The 15,239-nt window shown below is 63.8% G+C and carries 13 protein-coding genes and 1 pseudogene; 1 reads left to right on the plus strand and 13 read right to left on the minus strand.

Annotated elements, in window-relative coordinates:
* Window positions 1–7 precede the first annotated feature (7 nt).
* The 5 genes and pseudogenes from AC3IYG_RS18760 to AC3IYG_RS18780 all read right to left on the minus strand — a co-directional run.
* A complete protein-coding gene (locus AC3IYG_RS18760; RefSeq protein WP_489310985.1) occupies window positions 8–1,366 on the minus strand; it encodes a DUF1329 domain-containing protein in 1,359 nt (452 codons plus the stop codon).
* 40 nt (window positions 1,367–1,406) lie between these two features.
* Window positions 1,407–3,329, minus strand: coding sequence for a DUF1302 domain-containing protein (locus AC3IYG_RS18765; RefSeq protein WP_489310987.1), 1,923 nt, complete (start codon window positions 3,327–3,329; stop codon window positions 1,407–1,409).
* 151 nt (window positions 3,330–3,480) lie between these two features.
* Complete coding sequence (locus AC3IYG_RS18770) at window positions 3,481–4,047, minus strand: RBBP9/YdeN family alpha/beta hydrolase (protein ID WP_489310989.1); 567 nt, start codon at window positions 4,045–4,047, stop codon at window positions 3,481–3,483.
* Window positions 4,048–4,391: 344 nt separating this feature from the next.
* Entirely contained in the window at window positions 4,392–5,414 is a 1,023-nt protein-coding gene (locus AC3IYG_RS18775; protein WP_489313957.1) for a methyl-accepting chemotaxis protein, read from the minus strand.
* A gap of 213 nt (window positions 5,415–5,627) precedes the next feature.
* Window positions 5,628–5,957: pseudogene (locus AC3IYG_RS18780) on the minus strand (PAS domain-containing protein); the annotation flags it as partial.
* Between the two features lie 294 nt (window positions 5,958–6,251).
* On the opposite strand from AC3IYG_RS18780, the gene AC3IYG_RS18785 reads away from it, so the two are divergent.
* Window positions 6,252–7,268, plus strand: a complete 1,017-nt coding sequence (locus tag AC3IYG_RS18785) for an AraC family transcriptional regulator (RefSeq protein WP_489310991.1) — start codon at window positions 6,252–6,254, stop codon at window positions 7,266–7,268.
* 169 nt (window positions 7,269–7,437) lie between these two features.
* On the opposite strand, the gene AC3IYG_RS18790 is transcribed toward AC3IYG_RS18785, so the two are convergent.
* The 8 genes from AC3IYG_RS18790 to AC3IYG_RS18825 all read right to left on the minus strand — a co-directional run bounded on the left by AC3IYG_RS18790 (window position 7,438) and on the right by AC3IYG_RS18825 (window position 15,072).
* Window positions 7,438–8,232: a hypothetical protein gene (locus tag AC3IYG_RS18790; RefSeq protein WP_489310993.1), complete on the minus strand. Its 795-nt coding sequence runs from the start codon at window positions 8,230–8,232 to the stop codon at window positions 7,438–7,440.
* A 268-nt stretch (window positions 8,233–8,500) separates the two neighbouring features.
* Window positions 8,501–9,130, minus strand: coding sequence for a CoA transferase subunit B (locus AC3IYG_RS18795; protein ID WP_489310995.1), 630 nt, complete (start codon window positions 9,128–9,130; stop codon window positions 8,501–8,503).
* 2 nt (window positions 9,131–9,132) lie between these two features.
* Window positions 9,133–9,828, minus strand: a complete 696-nt coding sequence (locus AC3IYG_RS18800; protein ID WP_489310996.1) for a CoA transferase subunit A — start codon at window positions 9,826–9,828, stop codon at window positions 9,133–9,135.
* Window positions 9,829–9,861: 33 nt separating this feature from the next.
* On the minus strand, window positions 9,862–11,655 hold the full coding sequence (locus tag AC3IYG_RS18805) for an alpha/beta fold hydrolase (RefSeq protein WP_489310998.1): 1,794 nt from the start codon (window positions 11,653–11,655) through the stop codon (window positions 9,862–9,864).
* 90 nt (window positions 11,656–11,745) lie between these two features.
* Entirely contained in the window at window positions 11,746–12,756 is a 1,011-nt protein-coding gene (locus AC3IYG_RS18810) for a YeiH family protein (protein WP_489311000.1), read from the minus strand.
* A complete protein-coding gene (locus AC3IYG_RS18815) occupies window positions 12,753–13,079 on the minus strand; it encodes a Rieske (2Fe-2S) protein (RefSeq protein ID WP_489311002.1) in 327 nt (108 codons plus the stop codon). Before AC3IYG_RS18815 ends, AC3IYG_RS18810 begins: the two co-directional genes overlap by 4 nt.
* On the minus strand, window positions 13,076–13,744 hold the full coding sequence (locus AC3IYG_RS18820) for a DsbA family oxidoreductase (protein ID WP_489311004.1): 669 nt from the start codon (window positions 13,742–13,744) through the stop codon (window positions 13,076–13,078). The genes AC3IYG_RS18815 and AC3IYG_RS18820 overlap by 4 nt, the downstream gene beginning before the upstream one ends.
* Window positions 13,741–15,072 carry an MFS transporter gene (locus tag AC3IYG_RS18825; RefSeq protein ID WP_489311006.1) on the minus strand — a complete coding sequence of 444 codons (1,332 nt, stop codon included), beginning with the start codon at window positions 15,070–15,072 and terminating at the stop codon, window positions 13,741–13,743. Before AC3IYG_RS18825 ends, AC3IYG_RS18820 begins: the two co-directional genes overlap by 4 nt.
* Window positions 15,073–15,239: the final 167 nt, after the last annotated feature.

The following is a 15,239-nucleotide window of genomic DNA, read 5'->3' on the forward strand; positions in this document are numbered from 1 at the left end:
ATCACGCTTAGCGGATACCGGTCCCCGCCAGGGACTCTGGCGACCACTGAGCCTTCGACAGCGAGTCGATATACCGAATGCCGCCGTGAGGGCCGACGACGCCGTTGATGTTGTAGGAGTTGCCCACCAGGTCGTAGATCATGAAAGGCGTGGAGTCCGGAACCTGCTTGTCATAGCTCTGGCTGAGGAAGGCAAAGGAACCGCGATAGAGCTGACCACCGGCGTCGTACTGGTCGGAGGCAAGAGCCACCCAGCTGTCTTCGTCGAGGTAGAAGCGGCGCTTGGCGTAGATGTGACGAGCGCCAGCCTTGAGAGTGCCTTCGACCACCCAGACGCGGTGCTTCTCCCAACGCACGTAGTCGGGCGCCAGGTGGTTAGGCGTGGTCAGCACCTTGGGATCTGAGGCGTAGGTCAGCTTGTAGGTGTTGTAGGGGACGATCATCTCCTGCTTGCCCACCAGCTTCCAGTCGAAGCGGTCCAGTGCACCGTTGAAGACAAACACGTCGTCGTAGGTGCCGGCGCCGGCAGTCCCGGGGTTGGGGGTGTCGTAGGCGAGGTTCGGTGCCAGCTTCACCCGGCGCTGACCGGGCAGGTACTGCCAGGCGCGGCGCGGCTGCTCCACCGCGTCGGCGGCGTCCTTGAGCATGATCGCCTCGCCGGCGCGGCGCGCCGGGCCTGTGTAGTACAGCTTCATCTGGTAGTAGACGTCAGAGCTGTTGATCGGCTGCGACATGTTCTCGTAGATCGGGTAGTTGATGAACGCCTGCCCGGTGGTGGCCAAGCTCGGCACGCCAGCGGAATCCACGTTCCAGGAGTCGTACTTGGAGTTGATGGTCACACCCTGGAAGCGCAGCAGGAAGTTCCACATCGCCTCGTTACCCGACTGCGGGATCGGGAACGGCACACCCGGCAGCACGTTCTCGATCGCCAGGCCGCCATTGGAGGACTTGGCACCCGTGGCGTTCTTCACGCTGTTGTCCAGCACAGCCTGGGGCATGGCCACGCTACGGTGGGTCGGGTAGACGTCGACGTGGTAACTGGGGAAGCGTTTGGCCAGCTCCACGGTGGTGGCGCTGAGCATTTGCTTGTACTGGTCGACATTCTTGCCGTCGATCACCAGCAGCGGCTTCTCGCCGGCATAGGGGTCGGGGCGCATGCTGTCGCCGGCCTTGAAGCTGGCCGGGGCGGTGGTCAGACCGCCCTCATAGGCGGGGATGGAGCCATCGGCATTGCCGGCTTTTTCGGCGCCGAGCAGGGTCAGGCTGCTGCCCAGTTTGGCAGCTTCCGGAGCGGATACTGCCGCCAGGGCGTGGCCGGAAACGGCCAGAGTCAGTGAAGCGGCCAGCAGAGTTTGTACGAATTTCATCGTGTTTATCTCCTTGCTTACTTACTAAGCAATTCGTAAATCAGAAGGTGGTTTTCAGGGTCAGGTAAAGGGCGCCGCGGTCTTCGGTGGTGGCGCCGCCACCGGAAAAGGCCGAGTAACCACCGGCGTAGCAGGTGTAGCGCTGGGTGGCATCAAGAGCGTTCGGCGTGGAGCCGTCGGTCGCACCGTTTTCGCACTTATCGGATTCACCAAAGGCATCCACATACTTCAGGTCGACGAAGTACTGGTTGTAGATGGCCGCGCCAACACCGACCGCATAGTTGCCGGTATCTTCCGCACCGCCACCCGCCACCGGCGAAACGCCGTCGAGGCCGACGTTGACCGACATCGGCATGCTCATGTCGACACCCGGGAACACTTGGTACCAGGTCGGCGTGAAGTTGACGGCGAGACCCCAGTTGTCGCGGGTCGGCTTGTCGACGCCGCGGTAGGTGTCCTTGCCCTTGTACAGCGCCTCGTTATGGCTATCGAGCTCCAGCAGGTTGCTGTAGTACAACTCGCCCAGCAGCACAGCCGAATCGAACAGCGGCGTGTCGGCGATAGTCATCAGGCCATTGAGGGTCCAGTGCAGGGTATCGCCGGTGGCGCTCAGGCTGTCGCCGTCGCGCGGCACATCGGTAATCACGCCGGTACCCGGAATACGTGCAGGCAGCAAGCCAAGGCCGGCCTGCAGGCCCCCAGGACCGCTGGCGCTGAGAATGGCCGGAATGCTGGCCAGCGGCATGTTGTGACGGATGTTCAGGTCGCTGCCGACGCTGACGCCGGCGACATCCTTGGACAGGCTCAAACCATAGATATCGATATCGTCGCCATAGGCGAAGTTGTAAGAGGTCGTGCTGATGGAGTTTTGCACGTTACCAACAGGCCCCAACGGCCCCACACGGGTCAAACCGCGACCATCCAGTACGGCTTGCGGCAAGATATCCGACGTATTGCGGTAGTAGACGCCCAGGGTGCCGTCCAGCCATTCCGGCGACCACTTGGCCATCAGCCCCCAGTCGCCGCGGTCATCGGGAGTGAGATCATCGCCACGACGGATATTGCTCAACGTGCCATTCGGCCCGGCCAGCCCCGGACCGCCGGTGTGGCCCAGAAGGAACGACTGCGCGCCTTCGCCGACCAGATCGGAACCGCCGTAATAGGTGCCGGCCTCCGGCAGACGGGCGGCATCCCACTTAAAGAAATACTGCGCCGCCAGGGTCAGTTCGGGATTGACGGTGAAGGAGGTGGAAATCTGGTCGCGCGGAACGAACAGCTCCTTGGCCTCGGTACCCGGCGACGCCGCCAACTTGGCCAGATCCAGGCCGGACTGGCCGTAGCTGACCGAGTGCACCGGGTTGAGCAGGGTCTCGCCCCAGAACACGTTGTGCTGGCCGGCCTTGACGCCAAGCAGGGACTCTTCGCCCACTTCGGTGCTATAGAACACGAAGGCATCGAGAATCTCACCGGATGGGCCGCTGTAGTAGCGCTGGGCATAGTTGCTCAGGTGCGGGCTACCGAAATCGGGATCGCTCGTACTGGGGAAGCCGGCAATTTTCGAATAGGCGCCGTTACCGTTGACGAACGGATTGGAGTTGGAACCGGTGTTGTCGTAAGCCTTGTCGTACCAGCTGGCAGCACTGACACGGAAACCCATGCTGCCCTGGTAGACCACGTCCATCTCGGTCAGCAGGTCGACCCGGTTGGTGATGTTGGTGCCGGCCTTGCGGAAGTTGTAGTCGCCGTCGTTGTTGTTCGGCGTGCCCAGCATGCGCTTGTCGGCACTTTCAGTGCGTACACCGTAGTTGTACTTGACGGTGTTATCGAAACGCACCGCCCAGTCCTCACTACCGGTATCGATTTCGAAGGCTTGGGCAGTCGGCAAGGACGCCACCACTATGGCCGTAGCCAACAGGCTGCGACGCCAGGATATGGGGCTGTGACTCTTATTATTGTTGTGCACTGGTTGTCTCCGCTTGTTGTGGATATGGCTCTAAAAACTACTCACACCCGGTTATAGGTGAGGTGTGAGTTCTACTGATCTGATCCATCCTTAGACGCTGGCGCGCCATGCTTGAAAAGCTCTACGACTGACGTGTCGCGCCCTATTCGCCTTAGCGATCCAGTTCGCGAATGAACGCCTCGGCCTGCGACCATTCGCCATAGCCGGAGGCCGGGTTGAGGTGGCCGACCTCACCGAGGTTGACCAGTTCGCTACCCCAGTCCTTGGCCATGCGGGTGGCCGCCTCGAGGCTGGCCAGGTGATCATTGGTGCTGGCGGCGACAACGCTGCGGAACGGCAGCGCACTGTCCGGCAGCGGATCCCAACCATTGGCGCGCAGGGTTTCCGGGGCCGGATAACCTTCCGGCCAGCTGGCATCGAGATCCGGCGGAGCGGCCAGCAAGGCACCCTTGATCGGGCGGTTGTGCAGGGCAGCCCAGTGCACCACCATCAGTACACCGGCACTGTGCGCAACCAGAATCACCGGCCCTTCGATCTGCTCCAACTCGCGCTGAATAGCGTCGACCCGAGCGGCGCAGCTGAGCTTGTCGGCTTCCAGCGGTGGCACGCTGCGCACCTTGCTCAACTTAGCCTCAAGCAGCGTTTGCCAATGCTCGGCGACATGCTCACGCAGGCCAGGCACGATCAGAACAGTTGCGGCTGTTTGTTGTTTATCCACTTCAGCACCATTGCCTTTTCGATGACTCGGCTGACTGGGTCGCCAGCACCTTTCATAGTGTTGACAGTAAAGCCCCCTCTACAGGCGCGCTTTTCATTGAACGTCAGTCGCTTTTCATTTGATGACAAGCGTCAAATACCCCCAACGACAGCGCACCTCGCCGACTAGCGGTAGCGCGCAGCCCCGCAACCAGGCCGGCCATGCGCCGTTCAAATGAGCATCCACGCGTGTGAGGATTGGTCGGCCGAGTCAACAGGGGGCGGCGCTCACTGGCTGCACTGGCCAGCCCCAGACCGAAGTCGGCGCCCTCGGGCGTCATGCGCCTATCGATGATCGACGCCAACTCAAGTATTGAAGCGCGCGACCAGCGCGTGCAGCGAATGTGCGGTGGCTTCCAGCTCGCCCCCCAGGTGTGCGGAACGCGCGGTGACTTCGGCGTTCTGCTCGGAAGCCATGGAGATGGTGTTGATCTGCCGCGAAACATCCTCGGCCACTAGATTCTGCTGCTCGGCGGCGGCAGCCATCTGCTCGGCCATCTGATGGATGCGCTCGACCGCAGCCGTGATTCCACCCAGCGCCGCCTCGGTCTCGACCACCCGCTCCACACCGGAGCGCGCCTCTTCGCTACCCTGACGGGCAATCTGCACGGCCTGGCCGGCAACGTTTTGCAGGCTGGCGATGATCCTCTGGATGACTGCGGTGGACTCCTGGGTCTTGGACGCCAGCGCCCGCACCTCGTCCGCCACCACGGCAAAGCCGCGGCCCTGCTCGCCGGCACGCGCCGCCTCGATGGCGGCATTGAGGGCCAGCAGGTTGGTCTGCTCGGCGATGGCGCGAATCATGTTGGCCGCCTGCTGGATCGACCGCGCCTCGCTGGCCAAGCCCTCCACCGAGGCACTGATGCTCTCCACCGTGTTTGCGAGCTTCTCCACCACCGTGCGGCTCTGCTGCGCCTGGCGGGCGCCATCGAGCGACAGCTGGTTGACCTGGCGCGCCTCCTCGGCGGTCTGCTGCACATGCACGGCGACTTGACTGATCGAGGCGGCCATCTCCTGCATGGCGGTAGCCGCCATGTCGGCCTCGACCCGCTGCGCCTGCAGGGCCCGCTCGGCCTGCTGCACCAGCTGGCCATTCTGCGAGGCCTGGCTGGCGGTGCGCGTGGCACAGTCGCCGAGCAAACCGAGGGCCGTGCGGATCCGCGCACCCTCGCTGATCAGCGCCAGCTGTAGACGCGACACGGCACCGGTGTCGTCGGTATAGGTACGTGCCACCAGCTCGCTGTCGAAGGCCTTGGGGGATGCCAGGGCCACCCGGCGCAGGGCACGCTTGACGAAACCCAGGGTAGCCATGGTCTGCCCCAGCGTCATCAACACCAGCAGACCGACACCGAGCCCCGCATGGCCTATGGTGTAGAGCGCCGGCCCCAGCAGGAGGGCGAGCAGGGGCAGCAACAAGAAGCGCGCCGCCACACCGAGGCGCTCCCCCGCCGGCGCCGCTGGCCGCCCCTGATTCAGGCGGGCGTAGAGGGCTGCGGCGCGGCGCACCTGATCGGCATCCGGCCTGACCCGCACCGACTCGAAACCCACCACCCGACCGTTGTCTAAAATCGGCGTGACGTAGGCATTGACCCAGTAGTGGTCGCCGTTGCTGCAGCGGTTCTTGACGATCCCCATCCAGCTCTTGCCCGCCTTGAGGTATTCCCACATTTGCGCGAACACCTGTGCCGGCATGTCCGGGTGGCGCACCAGGTTGTGCGGGCTGCCAATCAGCTGTTCACGACTGAAGCCGCTAACGAGGGCGAACTCGTCGTTGCAATAGGTGATCTTGCCGTGGGTGTCGGTGGTTGAAATCAGACGTTGATTGACCGGGTAGGTACATTCCCGACCACTGAGGGGCATGTTGATGCGCATCTGAACTCCTGGAATGGGGCCGCGGTATTGGCCATCGGGATGACATTCTCGAAGCACGGCCCAACCGTCACTGAACCGCGCAAGGCAGGGCAAATCACGAATCAGCGGATTCCTGGGGCTAGCTATGCCGGGGGGATTAACCCAGCAGAATGTTCTGGAGTGTAAAAACGCGCCTACCCGCTCGCTTCGCTTTTGCTGTCAGACACTTTTCATTTCACGACAATGCTTCTATAAACTAAAAGCTCGTCCGATTCCTGCGAACTGATCTGTAACCTCCCGCAAGCGAGCCACACCATGACCGTCCTAGCCCGTTCCGCCGTACTGACCAATTACCTGGAAGTGGCCCGCCACTGCGGCCTGAACGTGCAACCGCTGCTGTCCCAGGCAGGCCTCAGCCTGGCCATGCTGAACGACCCCAAGCAGCGCATTCCGGTCGAGGCCGCCGTCAGCCTGATGGAAGAGTCGGCCCGCCAGAGCGGTTGCGAAACCTTCGGCCTGCGCATGGCCGAGCTGCGCCAGCTCTCCGATTTCGGCGAGGTCAGCCTGCTGCTCAGCCATCAACACAGCTTGCGCGAAGCCCTGCAGGTAATCGTGCAATACCGTCATCTGCTCAATGATTCGCTGGCGATCTTCATCGAGGAAGCCGGCAAGACGGTGATCATTCGCGAGGAGGTGGTCACCGAGTACCCCACGCATAGCCGCCAGGCCATCGAGCTGGCCATCGGCGTGATGTACCGCTTCTGCGCCGCTCTGCTGGGCGCGCACTGGCATCCGACCAGCGCCAACTTCACCCATGAGGCCCCCACGGATCTCTCCGTGCACCGGCGTATCTTTGCCTGCAAGCTGGAGTTCGGCAGCGAGTTCAACGGCATCGTCTGTCCCTCCGCCAACCTGGACGCCGCCAACCCGTTGGCCAATGCGGCCATGGCACGGCATGCGCAGCGCTACCTGGACTCACTGAACAGCACCAACGAACACTCGCTGGAGCTGGACGTGCGCAAGGCCATCTACCTGCTGCTGCCGATGGGGCGTGCCACCATCGAACAGATTGCCCAGGCCCAGGGCATGAACGTGCGGACCCTGCAACGTCGTCTGGAGGAAGAAGGGGGGAGCACCTTCAGCGAACTGATCAATGGCGTGCGCCGCGATTTGGTGATTCGCTACATGGAAAACCCCGGCTACTCCCTGGGGAGTATCGCGGACATGCTCGGCTACTCCTTGCCGAGCTCATTTACCCGCTGGTTCATTTCGCAGTTCGGCATGCCGCCCGCGGCCTGGCGTAACGCGAACAAGATCGTGCCGCGCAAGTAGGGCGAGCCGAACAACGCCAACGGAACTTGCAGGCCGTAGCGCGGACTTCAGTCCGCGCCACCCCTGGACCGCGATACGGCGCCGCTACCCTGGGAGCGAGCGCTGTCCAGACCGCTGCCCGATGACACACCGGTAATCCGCACAAAACGATCCGTGCATAGGTTCCTTGTCAGTTGCTGGACGGGTGCAGCGGATCTGCCTGGGCAGCAACGGCGGACGCCTCCCCCGCCACCAGCACGGCTTGCGCCAGCTCATCGAGATCGGTGACGGCGCGCCCGAGATAGAATTCGGCACCGCCATGGGTCTGGCTCGTGCTCTGCTGCAGTTCGGCGCGCACGAAATGGTAGTTGCTCTTGAGCTTGCGCAGCACATCGACGTGCTCGGGATAGCGCGCCAGCAGGGTATCGAAGCCCTGTTCGATGCTCCGGTCGAGTGCCTGCAACGCCTCGCCCGACATGGGCAGCTGCATCTTGTCCGGCAAGGGGTAATGGCGCAGCTGGTAATCCAGCAACAAGCTGGCCAGCGCATTGCTCTGCGCGTTGAGGGGCAGACGTACCTCTACCTCGGACGGGCTCAGCGGCGCCTGGAGATCGGCGGCGGCCTTGCGCAATTGCCGCTGTTGCGCCAGCAACTCCTGAACCAGCTGCGGATAGCGCTGGCGCTGGCTCCTGGGCAGGCCGTCCAGCTCGCTGAAGACGCGTTGCATGACCCGCAGCGGCGACACCAGCGCTGCCGGTTGGCCGAGCTGCACAATGGTCGTATCCAGGCTCTGCAGGTGGTAAAACACCGCGGTCAGGCCGCGCGGATCGGGTTCGCGCTCCAGCGGATTGAAATACAGCAGGGCACTGGCGCACAGCAGTTGGCTGCGACTGCCCAGTTCACTCAACTGCTGGATACTGCGCCCCTCCCCCCAGGCCAGTGAACTTTGCAGGCACAACAGACACACCAACACTATCGTTCGCATCTTCCCTCTCCTCGCTTTTTTATTGTTATGGCGGGTGCTATGACGAATCGGTTCGGTTGCTTCGGTTTACTCCCTCAGTGGTGAATGAAGTTGGCTTGCGGTACGGCAAGCGGTTGCCAGACCCGGGATGAAGGCGAAGCCGCGCCAGGCGGGGCGTCGCGCTGAAATAAAAAACGGTCGACTGCCGAAACAGCCGCCGTAAAGGTTCCGGGGAAATACCCCCCCGGAAAAGTGCCACGCACCGCCATGGAATAACGGGGCGCGACTCTTAACGCCGGATCTCGCAGCCAGTGGCGGCCTGCAGATCCGAAAAACTCACGCCGGGCGCCATTTCCACCAGGCGCAGACCGTCCGAGGTGACATCCAGCACGGCCAGGTCGCTGATGATGCGGTCGACCACGCCGACACCGGTCAGCGGCAGGTCGCAGCGCTCGAGAATCTTGTGCGTGCCACCCTTGGCGGTGTGCTCCATCAGCACCACCACGCGCTTGACCCCAGCCACCAGGTCCATGGCGCCGCCCATACCCTTGATCATCTTGCCGGGGATCATCCAGTTCGCCAGGTCGCCCTCCTCCGACACCTGCATGGCACCGAGCAGGGCCAAATTGATATGGCCGCCGCGGATCATGCCGAAGCTCTCGGCACTGTCGAAGAAGCTGCTGCCCGGCAGAGTGGTGATGGTCTGTTTGCCGGCGTTGATCAGGTCGGCGTCAAGCTCTTCCTCGCCGGGGAACGGACCGATGCCGAGCAGGCCGTTCTCGCTCTGCAGCCAGACATCCATGCCCTCGGGAATGTAGTTGGCGACCAGGGTCGGCAGGCCGATGCCGAGGTTGACGTAGAAACCATCCTGCAGTTCCTGGGCGGCGCGCTGCGCCATTTCTTCACGGGTCCAGGCCATGATCAGTTCCTCACCGTACGGACTTCGATACGTTTTTCAGGATGGCGGTTGAGCACCAGCCGCTGCACATAAATGCCCGGCAGGTGGATCTGATCCGGGCCCAGCTCACCGATCTCGACGATTTCCTCGACCTCGGCGACGCACACCCGGCCAGCCTTGGCCGCCAACGGATTAAAATTGCGCGCGGTCTTGTTGAACATCAGGTTGCCGGCCTTGTCGGCCTTGGCGCCCTTGATCAGCGCCACGTCAGCGGTCAGCGCACGCTCCATGACGTACCAGTGGCCATCGAACTGGCGGGTCTCCTTGCCTTCGGCGATCAGCGTGCCGTAGCCGGTACGGGTGTAGAAAGCCGGGATGCCGGCGCCGCCGGCACGCAGCTTCTCGGCCAGGGTGCCTTGCGGGGTGAACTCCAGCTCCAGCTCGCCAGCCAGGTACTGACGCTCGAACTCCTTGTTGCCGCCCACGTAGGAGGAAATCATCTTCTTGATCTGCCGGCTGAACAGCAGCGGGCCGAGACCGAAGTCATCCACCCCGCAGTTATTGCTGATGATGGTGAAGCCGGTCTTGCCGGTTTCGCGCAGGGCGTCGATCAGCGCCTCGGGAATGCCACACAGGCCGAAGCCGCCGGAGGCGATGGTCATGCCGTCGTGGGTGATGCCAGCCAGCGCGGCATGGGCATCAGGATAAATCTTGTTCATGAAGTTCCTCTGCTTGAATGGGAGCCGGCTGCTTCAGCGCTGCAGTACGTAACTGCCGGGGGCCGCGCACAGGGGCGGGTATTGGCTTGAGCCGAGTTGCAGCGGAGCCGTTTGGCTGGCTCCCGAACGCTGCTGGATCCACTCCCGCCAGTGCAGCCACCAGCTGCCGCTGTGGCGCTCGCCGGCGTTCTGCAGCCAGGTTTCCGGATCGCGGGCGGTCGCGGGCGCCGCGTAGAAATACGACTTGGGATTGCCTGGTGGGTTGACCAGGCTCTGCAGGTGGCCGGCGTTGGACAGCACGTAGGTCGTGTCCTCGCCGAACAGCCGGGCAGTGCCATAACACCCCTGCCACGGCGTGATGTGGTCGGTGCTACCACCGACCACATAGGCGCCGACCTTGACCTTGCTCATGTCGATCGAAATGCCGGCGATCTGCATCGTCCCCGGGTTGCTGTAGGGGTTCAGCCGCACCAGATCGAGATAGTCCGCGTGCAGTTGGGCCGGCAGTCGCGTGGTGTCGTTGTTCCACGCCAGGATGTCGAACGCCGGCGGCTTGTTGCCGAGCAGGTAGTTGTTGACCCAATAGTTCCAAATCAGGTCGTTGGGCCGCATCCAGGCAAACATGCGCGCAATTTCCTGGCCACTGAGCACCCCCTTGCGCCGCGAACTGGCTTTGGCCGCCCGCAGTGCAGCCGGGGTGGCGAAGAGACCGAGGGTGGTATCGTCGAGTGCCGCCGGCATGTCGAGTACGCACACCGCCCAACAGGTATTGGCCACCTTTTCGCCTTCGCCGCGCGCCGCCAGCCAGCCCAGATAGGCGGCCAGGGTGATGCCGCCCGAGCAGGAGCCCCACATGTTCACATCCGGGCTGCCGGTGATGTCCCGCGCCACTTCGACCGCCTGGTCGAGGCATAGCGCGTACTCGGAGAGTCCCCAGTCACGGTGCTTGCTCGTCGGGTTGCGCCAGCTGATGACGAACAGCTGCACGCCACTGTCCTGCATCCACTGGATCAGGCTTTTATCCGGCGACAGATCGATGGCGTAGTACTTGTTGATCTGCGGCGGCGACATCACCAGTGGCCGGGCATGGACGTTTTCCGTGGTCGGGGCGAACTGCAGCAGTTCGAACATCTTGTTGCGGAACACCACCTGGCCCTTGGCCGTGGCGACGTTCTCGCCCACCTTGAAGGGCTCACTGTCGACCTGCGCCGGCATGCCGCGGTTGTTCAGCAGGTCGTGGGAGAACTGTCGCACGCCACGCACCAGATTCATGCCACCGGTATCGACCAGCTTGCGCAGGGCCGTCGGGTTGGTCAGCAGCAGGTTGCTCGGCGCCAGCGCATCACCCAGCAGCGAGGCGATGAACTGGGCGCGGCCCTTGTCCAGCGGATCGAGGCTGGCCGAGGCGATAAACCGGCTCATCTCGTCGTTGCCGGCCAGGTAGCTCTGCATCAGGGCGCGCAGCAGGAAGTTGGATTGCCAGGCCGGGTCGGCGAAGCGTTTGTCCCTGGGATTGGGCGCCACACTGGAGGTCCCGCCGAGGATATCGCGCAGCTCCTTGAGGTAGCTGCCCATATGCAGACCGGCCTTGAGTGGCGTCTTGCCCACGGCCTTGACCAGCGCGCCGGCAGCCCCCAGCAGATCGGCCGAACGCACGCCGAGCAACGGGGTGCCCGCCAGCGTATGGTTCACCGCCGTGGCCGCCAGTTCGTGCTCCAGCACATCGCCCACGGGTGCTGCATCTGGTTTTTTACGTCGACCGCCACTGGCAGTCGCACGGGGCTTGGCGACTGTGGCCGGCGGGGTAACGCGTGGGGCTTTGCTCATAGCGATTCTCTTGGTTAACGCTGGCGATCCGGGGGCTGCACGGGAAGCGCGGTGCCCTGATATCCACTTACTGTTATGCGACGGACGACATCAGTAGCCCCAGTGCAGCAACAGCAGCACCAGGGCAACGAGGAACACGGTCTCGCCGACCATCAGCAGGATTGGCTTGATACCCACCGCAGCCAGCTCCTTGAGCTGGGTCTTCATACCCAGGGCGCTGATGGCGACGACCAGGCACCAACGCGACAGCTCGTTGACCCCACCCTGCACCACCGACGGCACCCAGCCAGTGCTGTTGATGCAGGCGAGGGCCAGGAAACCGACAGCGAACCAGGGCAGCAGTGGCGGGCGCTTGCCGGTCGGGTCGGCGCCCTGCATGCGGGTGATCATGGCGGCGGCGACGATCACCGGCAGGAGCATGGCCACGCGCATCAGCTTGACCACGGTGGCGGTGTCGCCGGTCTCGGTGGACATGCTGTAGCCGGCGCCGACCACTTGGGCCACGTCGTGGATGGTGGCGCCGAGGAACACCCCAGCCTCCTGTGGCGACAGGCCGAACCAGTTGGCGATCATCGGGTAGACAATCATGGCCACGGTGGACAGCGCCGAAACGCCGATCACGGTGAACAGGGTGGCGCGTTCCTTCTGCGGATGGTTGGGCAACGCGGCAGCCAGCGCCAGCGCCGCCGAGGCGCCGCAGATGGCGGTGGCGCCACCGGTGAGCATGCCGAACAGGCGCTGGAAGCCCAGGGCCTTGGCCGCCACCACCGACACCAGAATGGTCACCACCACCAGAATCACCACCAGCGCCACCGGTTTCCAGCCCAGCGCGGCGATCTGCTCAAGGGTGATGCGCATACCCAGCAGGGCCACGCCGATGCGCAGCACGCTGCGGGCGGTGAACTCGATGCCGGCCTTGCACTTGCCGTCGCCGGCGAGGAAGTTCAGCGCCATGCCGAGCAGCAGGGCGAACAGCATCACCGGCGCGCCGTAGTGCTCGGAGAGGAAGGTCGCCGCCGCCGCGACGATCAGGCTGACGATGAAACCCGGCGCCAGTTCGCGCGCACGACTGTTGATCTGGGCAAGAGCGATGGCGCTCATAGCGCGGACTCCTCGGGAACAATAACGATGAACACCCGGCCGTCGACCACCTCGACCGGGTAGTTGGCGACCTTGAGCTTGGTCGAGTTGAGCAGGTAGCCGCTGGCCAGATCGAAACGCAGGCCGTGGGCACAGCACTGGATCACCCGCCCCTCGAGACGGCCGCCACAGAGCGAGGCGCTCTGGTGCGGGCAACTGTCGTCGATGGCGTAAAGCTGGCCGGCGACATTGAACAGCGCCAGGCTGTTGTCCTCGGACTCGAACAGCGCGCGCATGCCGGGTGCCGGTACCTTCTCGGCCGGCACCTCAATGCGCCGGCTCATGCCGGCTGAATCCCGGCAGAGCTATACGCGAGGGCCTCGTGCATAGCACGGAGCAGAACCTCGGCCGGCTGCGCACCAGACACTGCCTGGCGCCGGTCGATGATGAAATAGGGCACGCCATTGGCGCCCATGCCGGCGGCGGTGCCGACGAATGGGCTGGCATCGCCACGCAGGCTGTCGGCCACGACCGCGCGCTCGAAGCCGCAGGACTCGGCGATGGCCAACAGGGTGGCGCCATCACCGAGGTCCTCAGCGTTATGGAAGTAGGCGGCAAACAGGCGCTCCAGCAGGGCATCGCGCTGGGCCGGCTCGGCCACTGCGCCGGCCAGTTGCAGCAGGCGATGGGCATCAGCGGTATTGGGCATCTTGCCAATGCCGCTCAGGTCGATGGCCAGCCCGGCCGCGGCGGCGGCTTGCTGCACTTGGCCCTGGCGCATGCGCACGGCTTCAGCGCTGCCCAAGCGGTTCAGATAGAACTCGGCGAAGGGCTCGCCCTGCGCCGGCAGGTGCGGCAACAACTGCACGCCATGCCAGACCAGCTCGACTTCGACATCCGGCTGGTTGGCACGCAGCTGGGCAAGCGCGCGCTCCAACTGGCGCTTACCGATCAGACACCAGGGGCAGATGAAGTCGAAGAACACATCGAGACGCAGACTACGACTCACGGCTGCACCTCGAGCGCGGCTTCGCAAGCCTTCTCATTGACGCCCTCGCCCTTCAGACGGGCGATGTCGTTGTGGTAGTGGCGCTTGGCGTAGATGAACACTGCCGCCGCCACGATGCTGATCAGCGGCACCAGCTGGAAGGCCGCCTGCAGGCCGATGAGGTCGGACACCTTACCGGTTATGAACGGCCCCGGCGCCAGCCCGAGCAGGTTATTGGCCAGGGTCAGGGTGGCAAAAGCAGTGCCGTGTACCGAGTAATGGGTCAGGTTGGCCACCATGGCGCCGGCCGGGCCGGTGGTGCCGGCGGCGATCAACATGCCCAGACCGATCAGCACCAGCTGGGCCGGTCCGACCGGTAGGGCAAAGGCCAGCGACAGCAGCAGGCAACTGCCCAAGCAGTACGCGATGGCCAGGGCGATCTTGCGCTCCGGCGAGTGACGGCACAGGCGGTCGCTGAGCATGCCGCAGAGGATCATCCCGGCGCCGCTGCACAGCACGATGACCGCCGCCAGAGCGCCAGCCTTGTCCGTACCCATCCCGTAGTAACGGTTCAGATAGCTCGGCATCCACACGATCACGGTGCCGCCGACGAACAACTGCAAACCGCTGCCGACATAGGCGCCGATCACCGAGCGGCTGGAATACAGGGTGCGCAGTGGGCGCTTGACCTTCTCGGCAGCATTGCCGGCAGCGACGGCGAAACGCTTGGGCGAAATGCGCGCTTCCTTGACGATGATCGGGTAGAGCGCCGCCAACAGCAGGCCGAACAGCGCCATGCCGGCGAACGACCAACGCCAGCCAAGCTTGGCGGCGATCACCCCACCCACGGCCATGCCCAGCACCGAGCCGAACATGCCGCCCGCCATGAAGGCGGCGGTCAGGGTGGCGCGCATGTGCTTGGGAAACACTGACAGCACCACGGCGATGCCGACGCTGCCATAAGCGGCCTCGCCGACGCCGACCATGAAGCGAGCGATGAACATGTGCTGGTAGTTTTCCGCCAAGCCGCAGCCGAGGGTGGCCAGGCTCCACAGCAGGGCCATCAGCGCCAGGCTCTTGACCCGGCCGAAACGGTCAGCCAGCAGCGACAAGGGGAAGGTCAGCAGGCCAACCATCAGCGCGACTATGCCGCTGAGCAGGCCGAGCTGGCCATCGCTCAGCGCCCACTCGCCCTTCAGCAGCGGGAACACGGCATTGAGTACCTGCCGCGACATGTAGTCGGAGATCAACAGGCCGAAGGTCAGCGCGAAGACGATCCACGCGTAGGATCGCGGAATACCAATCGACGTATCAACGTCGTTATCCGCCGTGCTGTGGTGAAAGGCCATGCTGCCTCCTCGCTCTCTTGATAGCTGACTGCTGTTATTCAGATTTGTGTCACGCCAGACTCTGAAAAAGCTTCGCCCCCGCCCCTGCGGGAGCGGGTTTGCCCCGACTTACTGCGTGGCGCAAGCGCGGCCACGGACGTGGCAGAAGCTTTTTCACAGCCTGTTCA

The sequence above is a fragment of the Pseudomonas sp. KH_027 genome (assembly GCF_057838565.1).

Bases quoted from the DNA above. Each gene is read 5' to 3' on its own strand.
- AC3IYG_RS18815 (WP_489311002.1), bottom strand. From the start codon at position 13,079: ATGAGCCGGCGCATTGAGGTGCCGGCCGAGAAGGTACCGGCACCCGGC.
- AC3IYG_RS18825 (WP_489311006.1), bottom strand. From the start codon at position 15,072: ATGGCCTTTCACCACAGCACGGCGGATAACGACGTTGATACGTCGATT.
- AC3IYG_RS18800 (WP_489310996.1), bottom strand. From the start codon at position 9,828: ATGAACAAGATTTATCCTGATGCCCATGCCGCGCTGGCTGGCATCACC.
- AC3IYG_RS18760 (WP_489310985.1), bottom strand. From the start codon at position 1,366: ATGAAATTCGTACAAACTCTGCTGGCCGCTTCACTGACTCTGGCCGTT.
- AC3IYG_RS18795 (WP_489310995.1), bottom strand. From the start codon at position 9,130: ATGGCCTGGACCCGTGAAGAAATGGCGCAGCGCGCCGCCCAGGAACTG.
- AC3IYG_RS18790 (WP_489310993.1), bottom strand. From the start codon at position 8,232: ATGCGAACGATAGTGTTGGTGTGTCTGTTGTGCCTGCAAAGTTCACTG.
- AC3IYG_RS18775 (WP_489313957.1), bottom strand. From the start codon at position 5,414: ATGACGCTGGGGCAGACCATGGCTACCCTGGGTTTCGTCAAGCGTGCC.
- AC3IYG_RS18785 (WP_489310991.1), top strand. From the start codon at position 6,252: ATGACCGTCCTAGCCCGTTCCGCCGTACTGACCAATTACCTGGAAGTG.
- AC3IYG_RS18805 (WP_489310998.1), bottom strand. From the start codon at position 11,655: ATGAGCAAAGCCCCACGCGTTACCCCGCCGGCCACAGTCGCCAAGCCC.
- AC3IYG_RS18810 (WP_489311000.1), bottom strand. From the start codon at position 12,756: ATGAGCGCCATCGCTCTTGCCCAGATCAACAGTCGTGCGCGCGAACTG.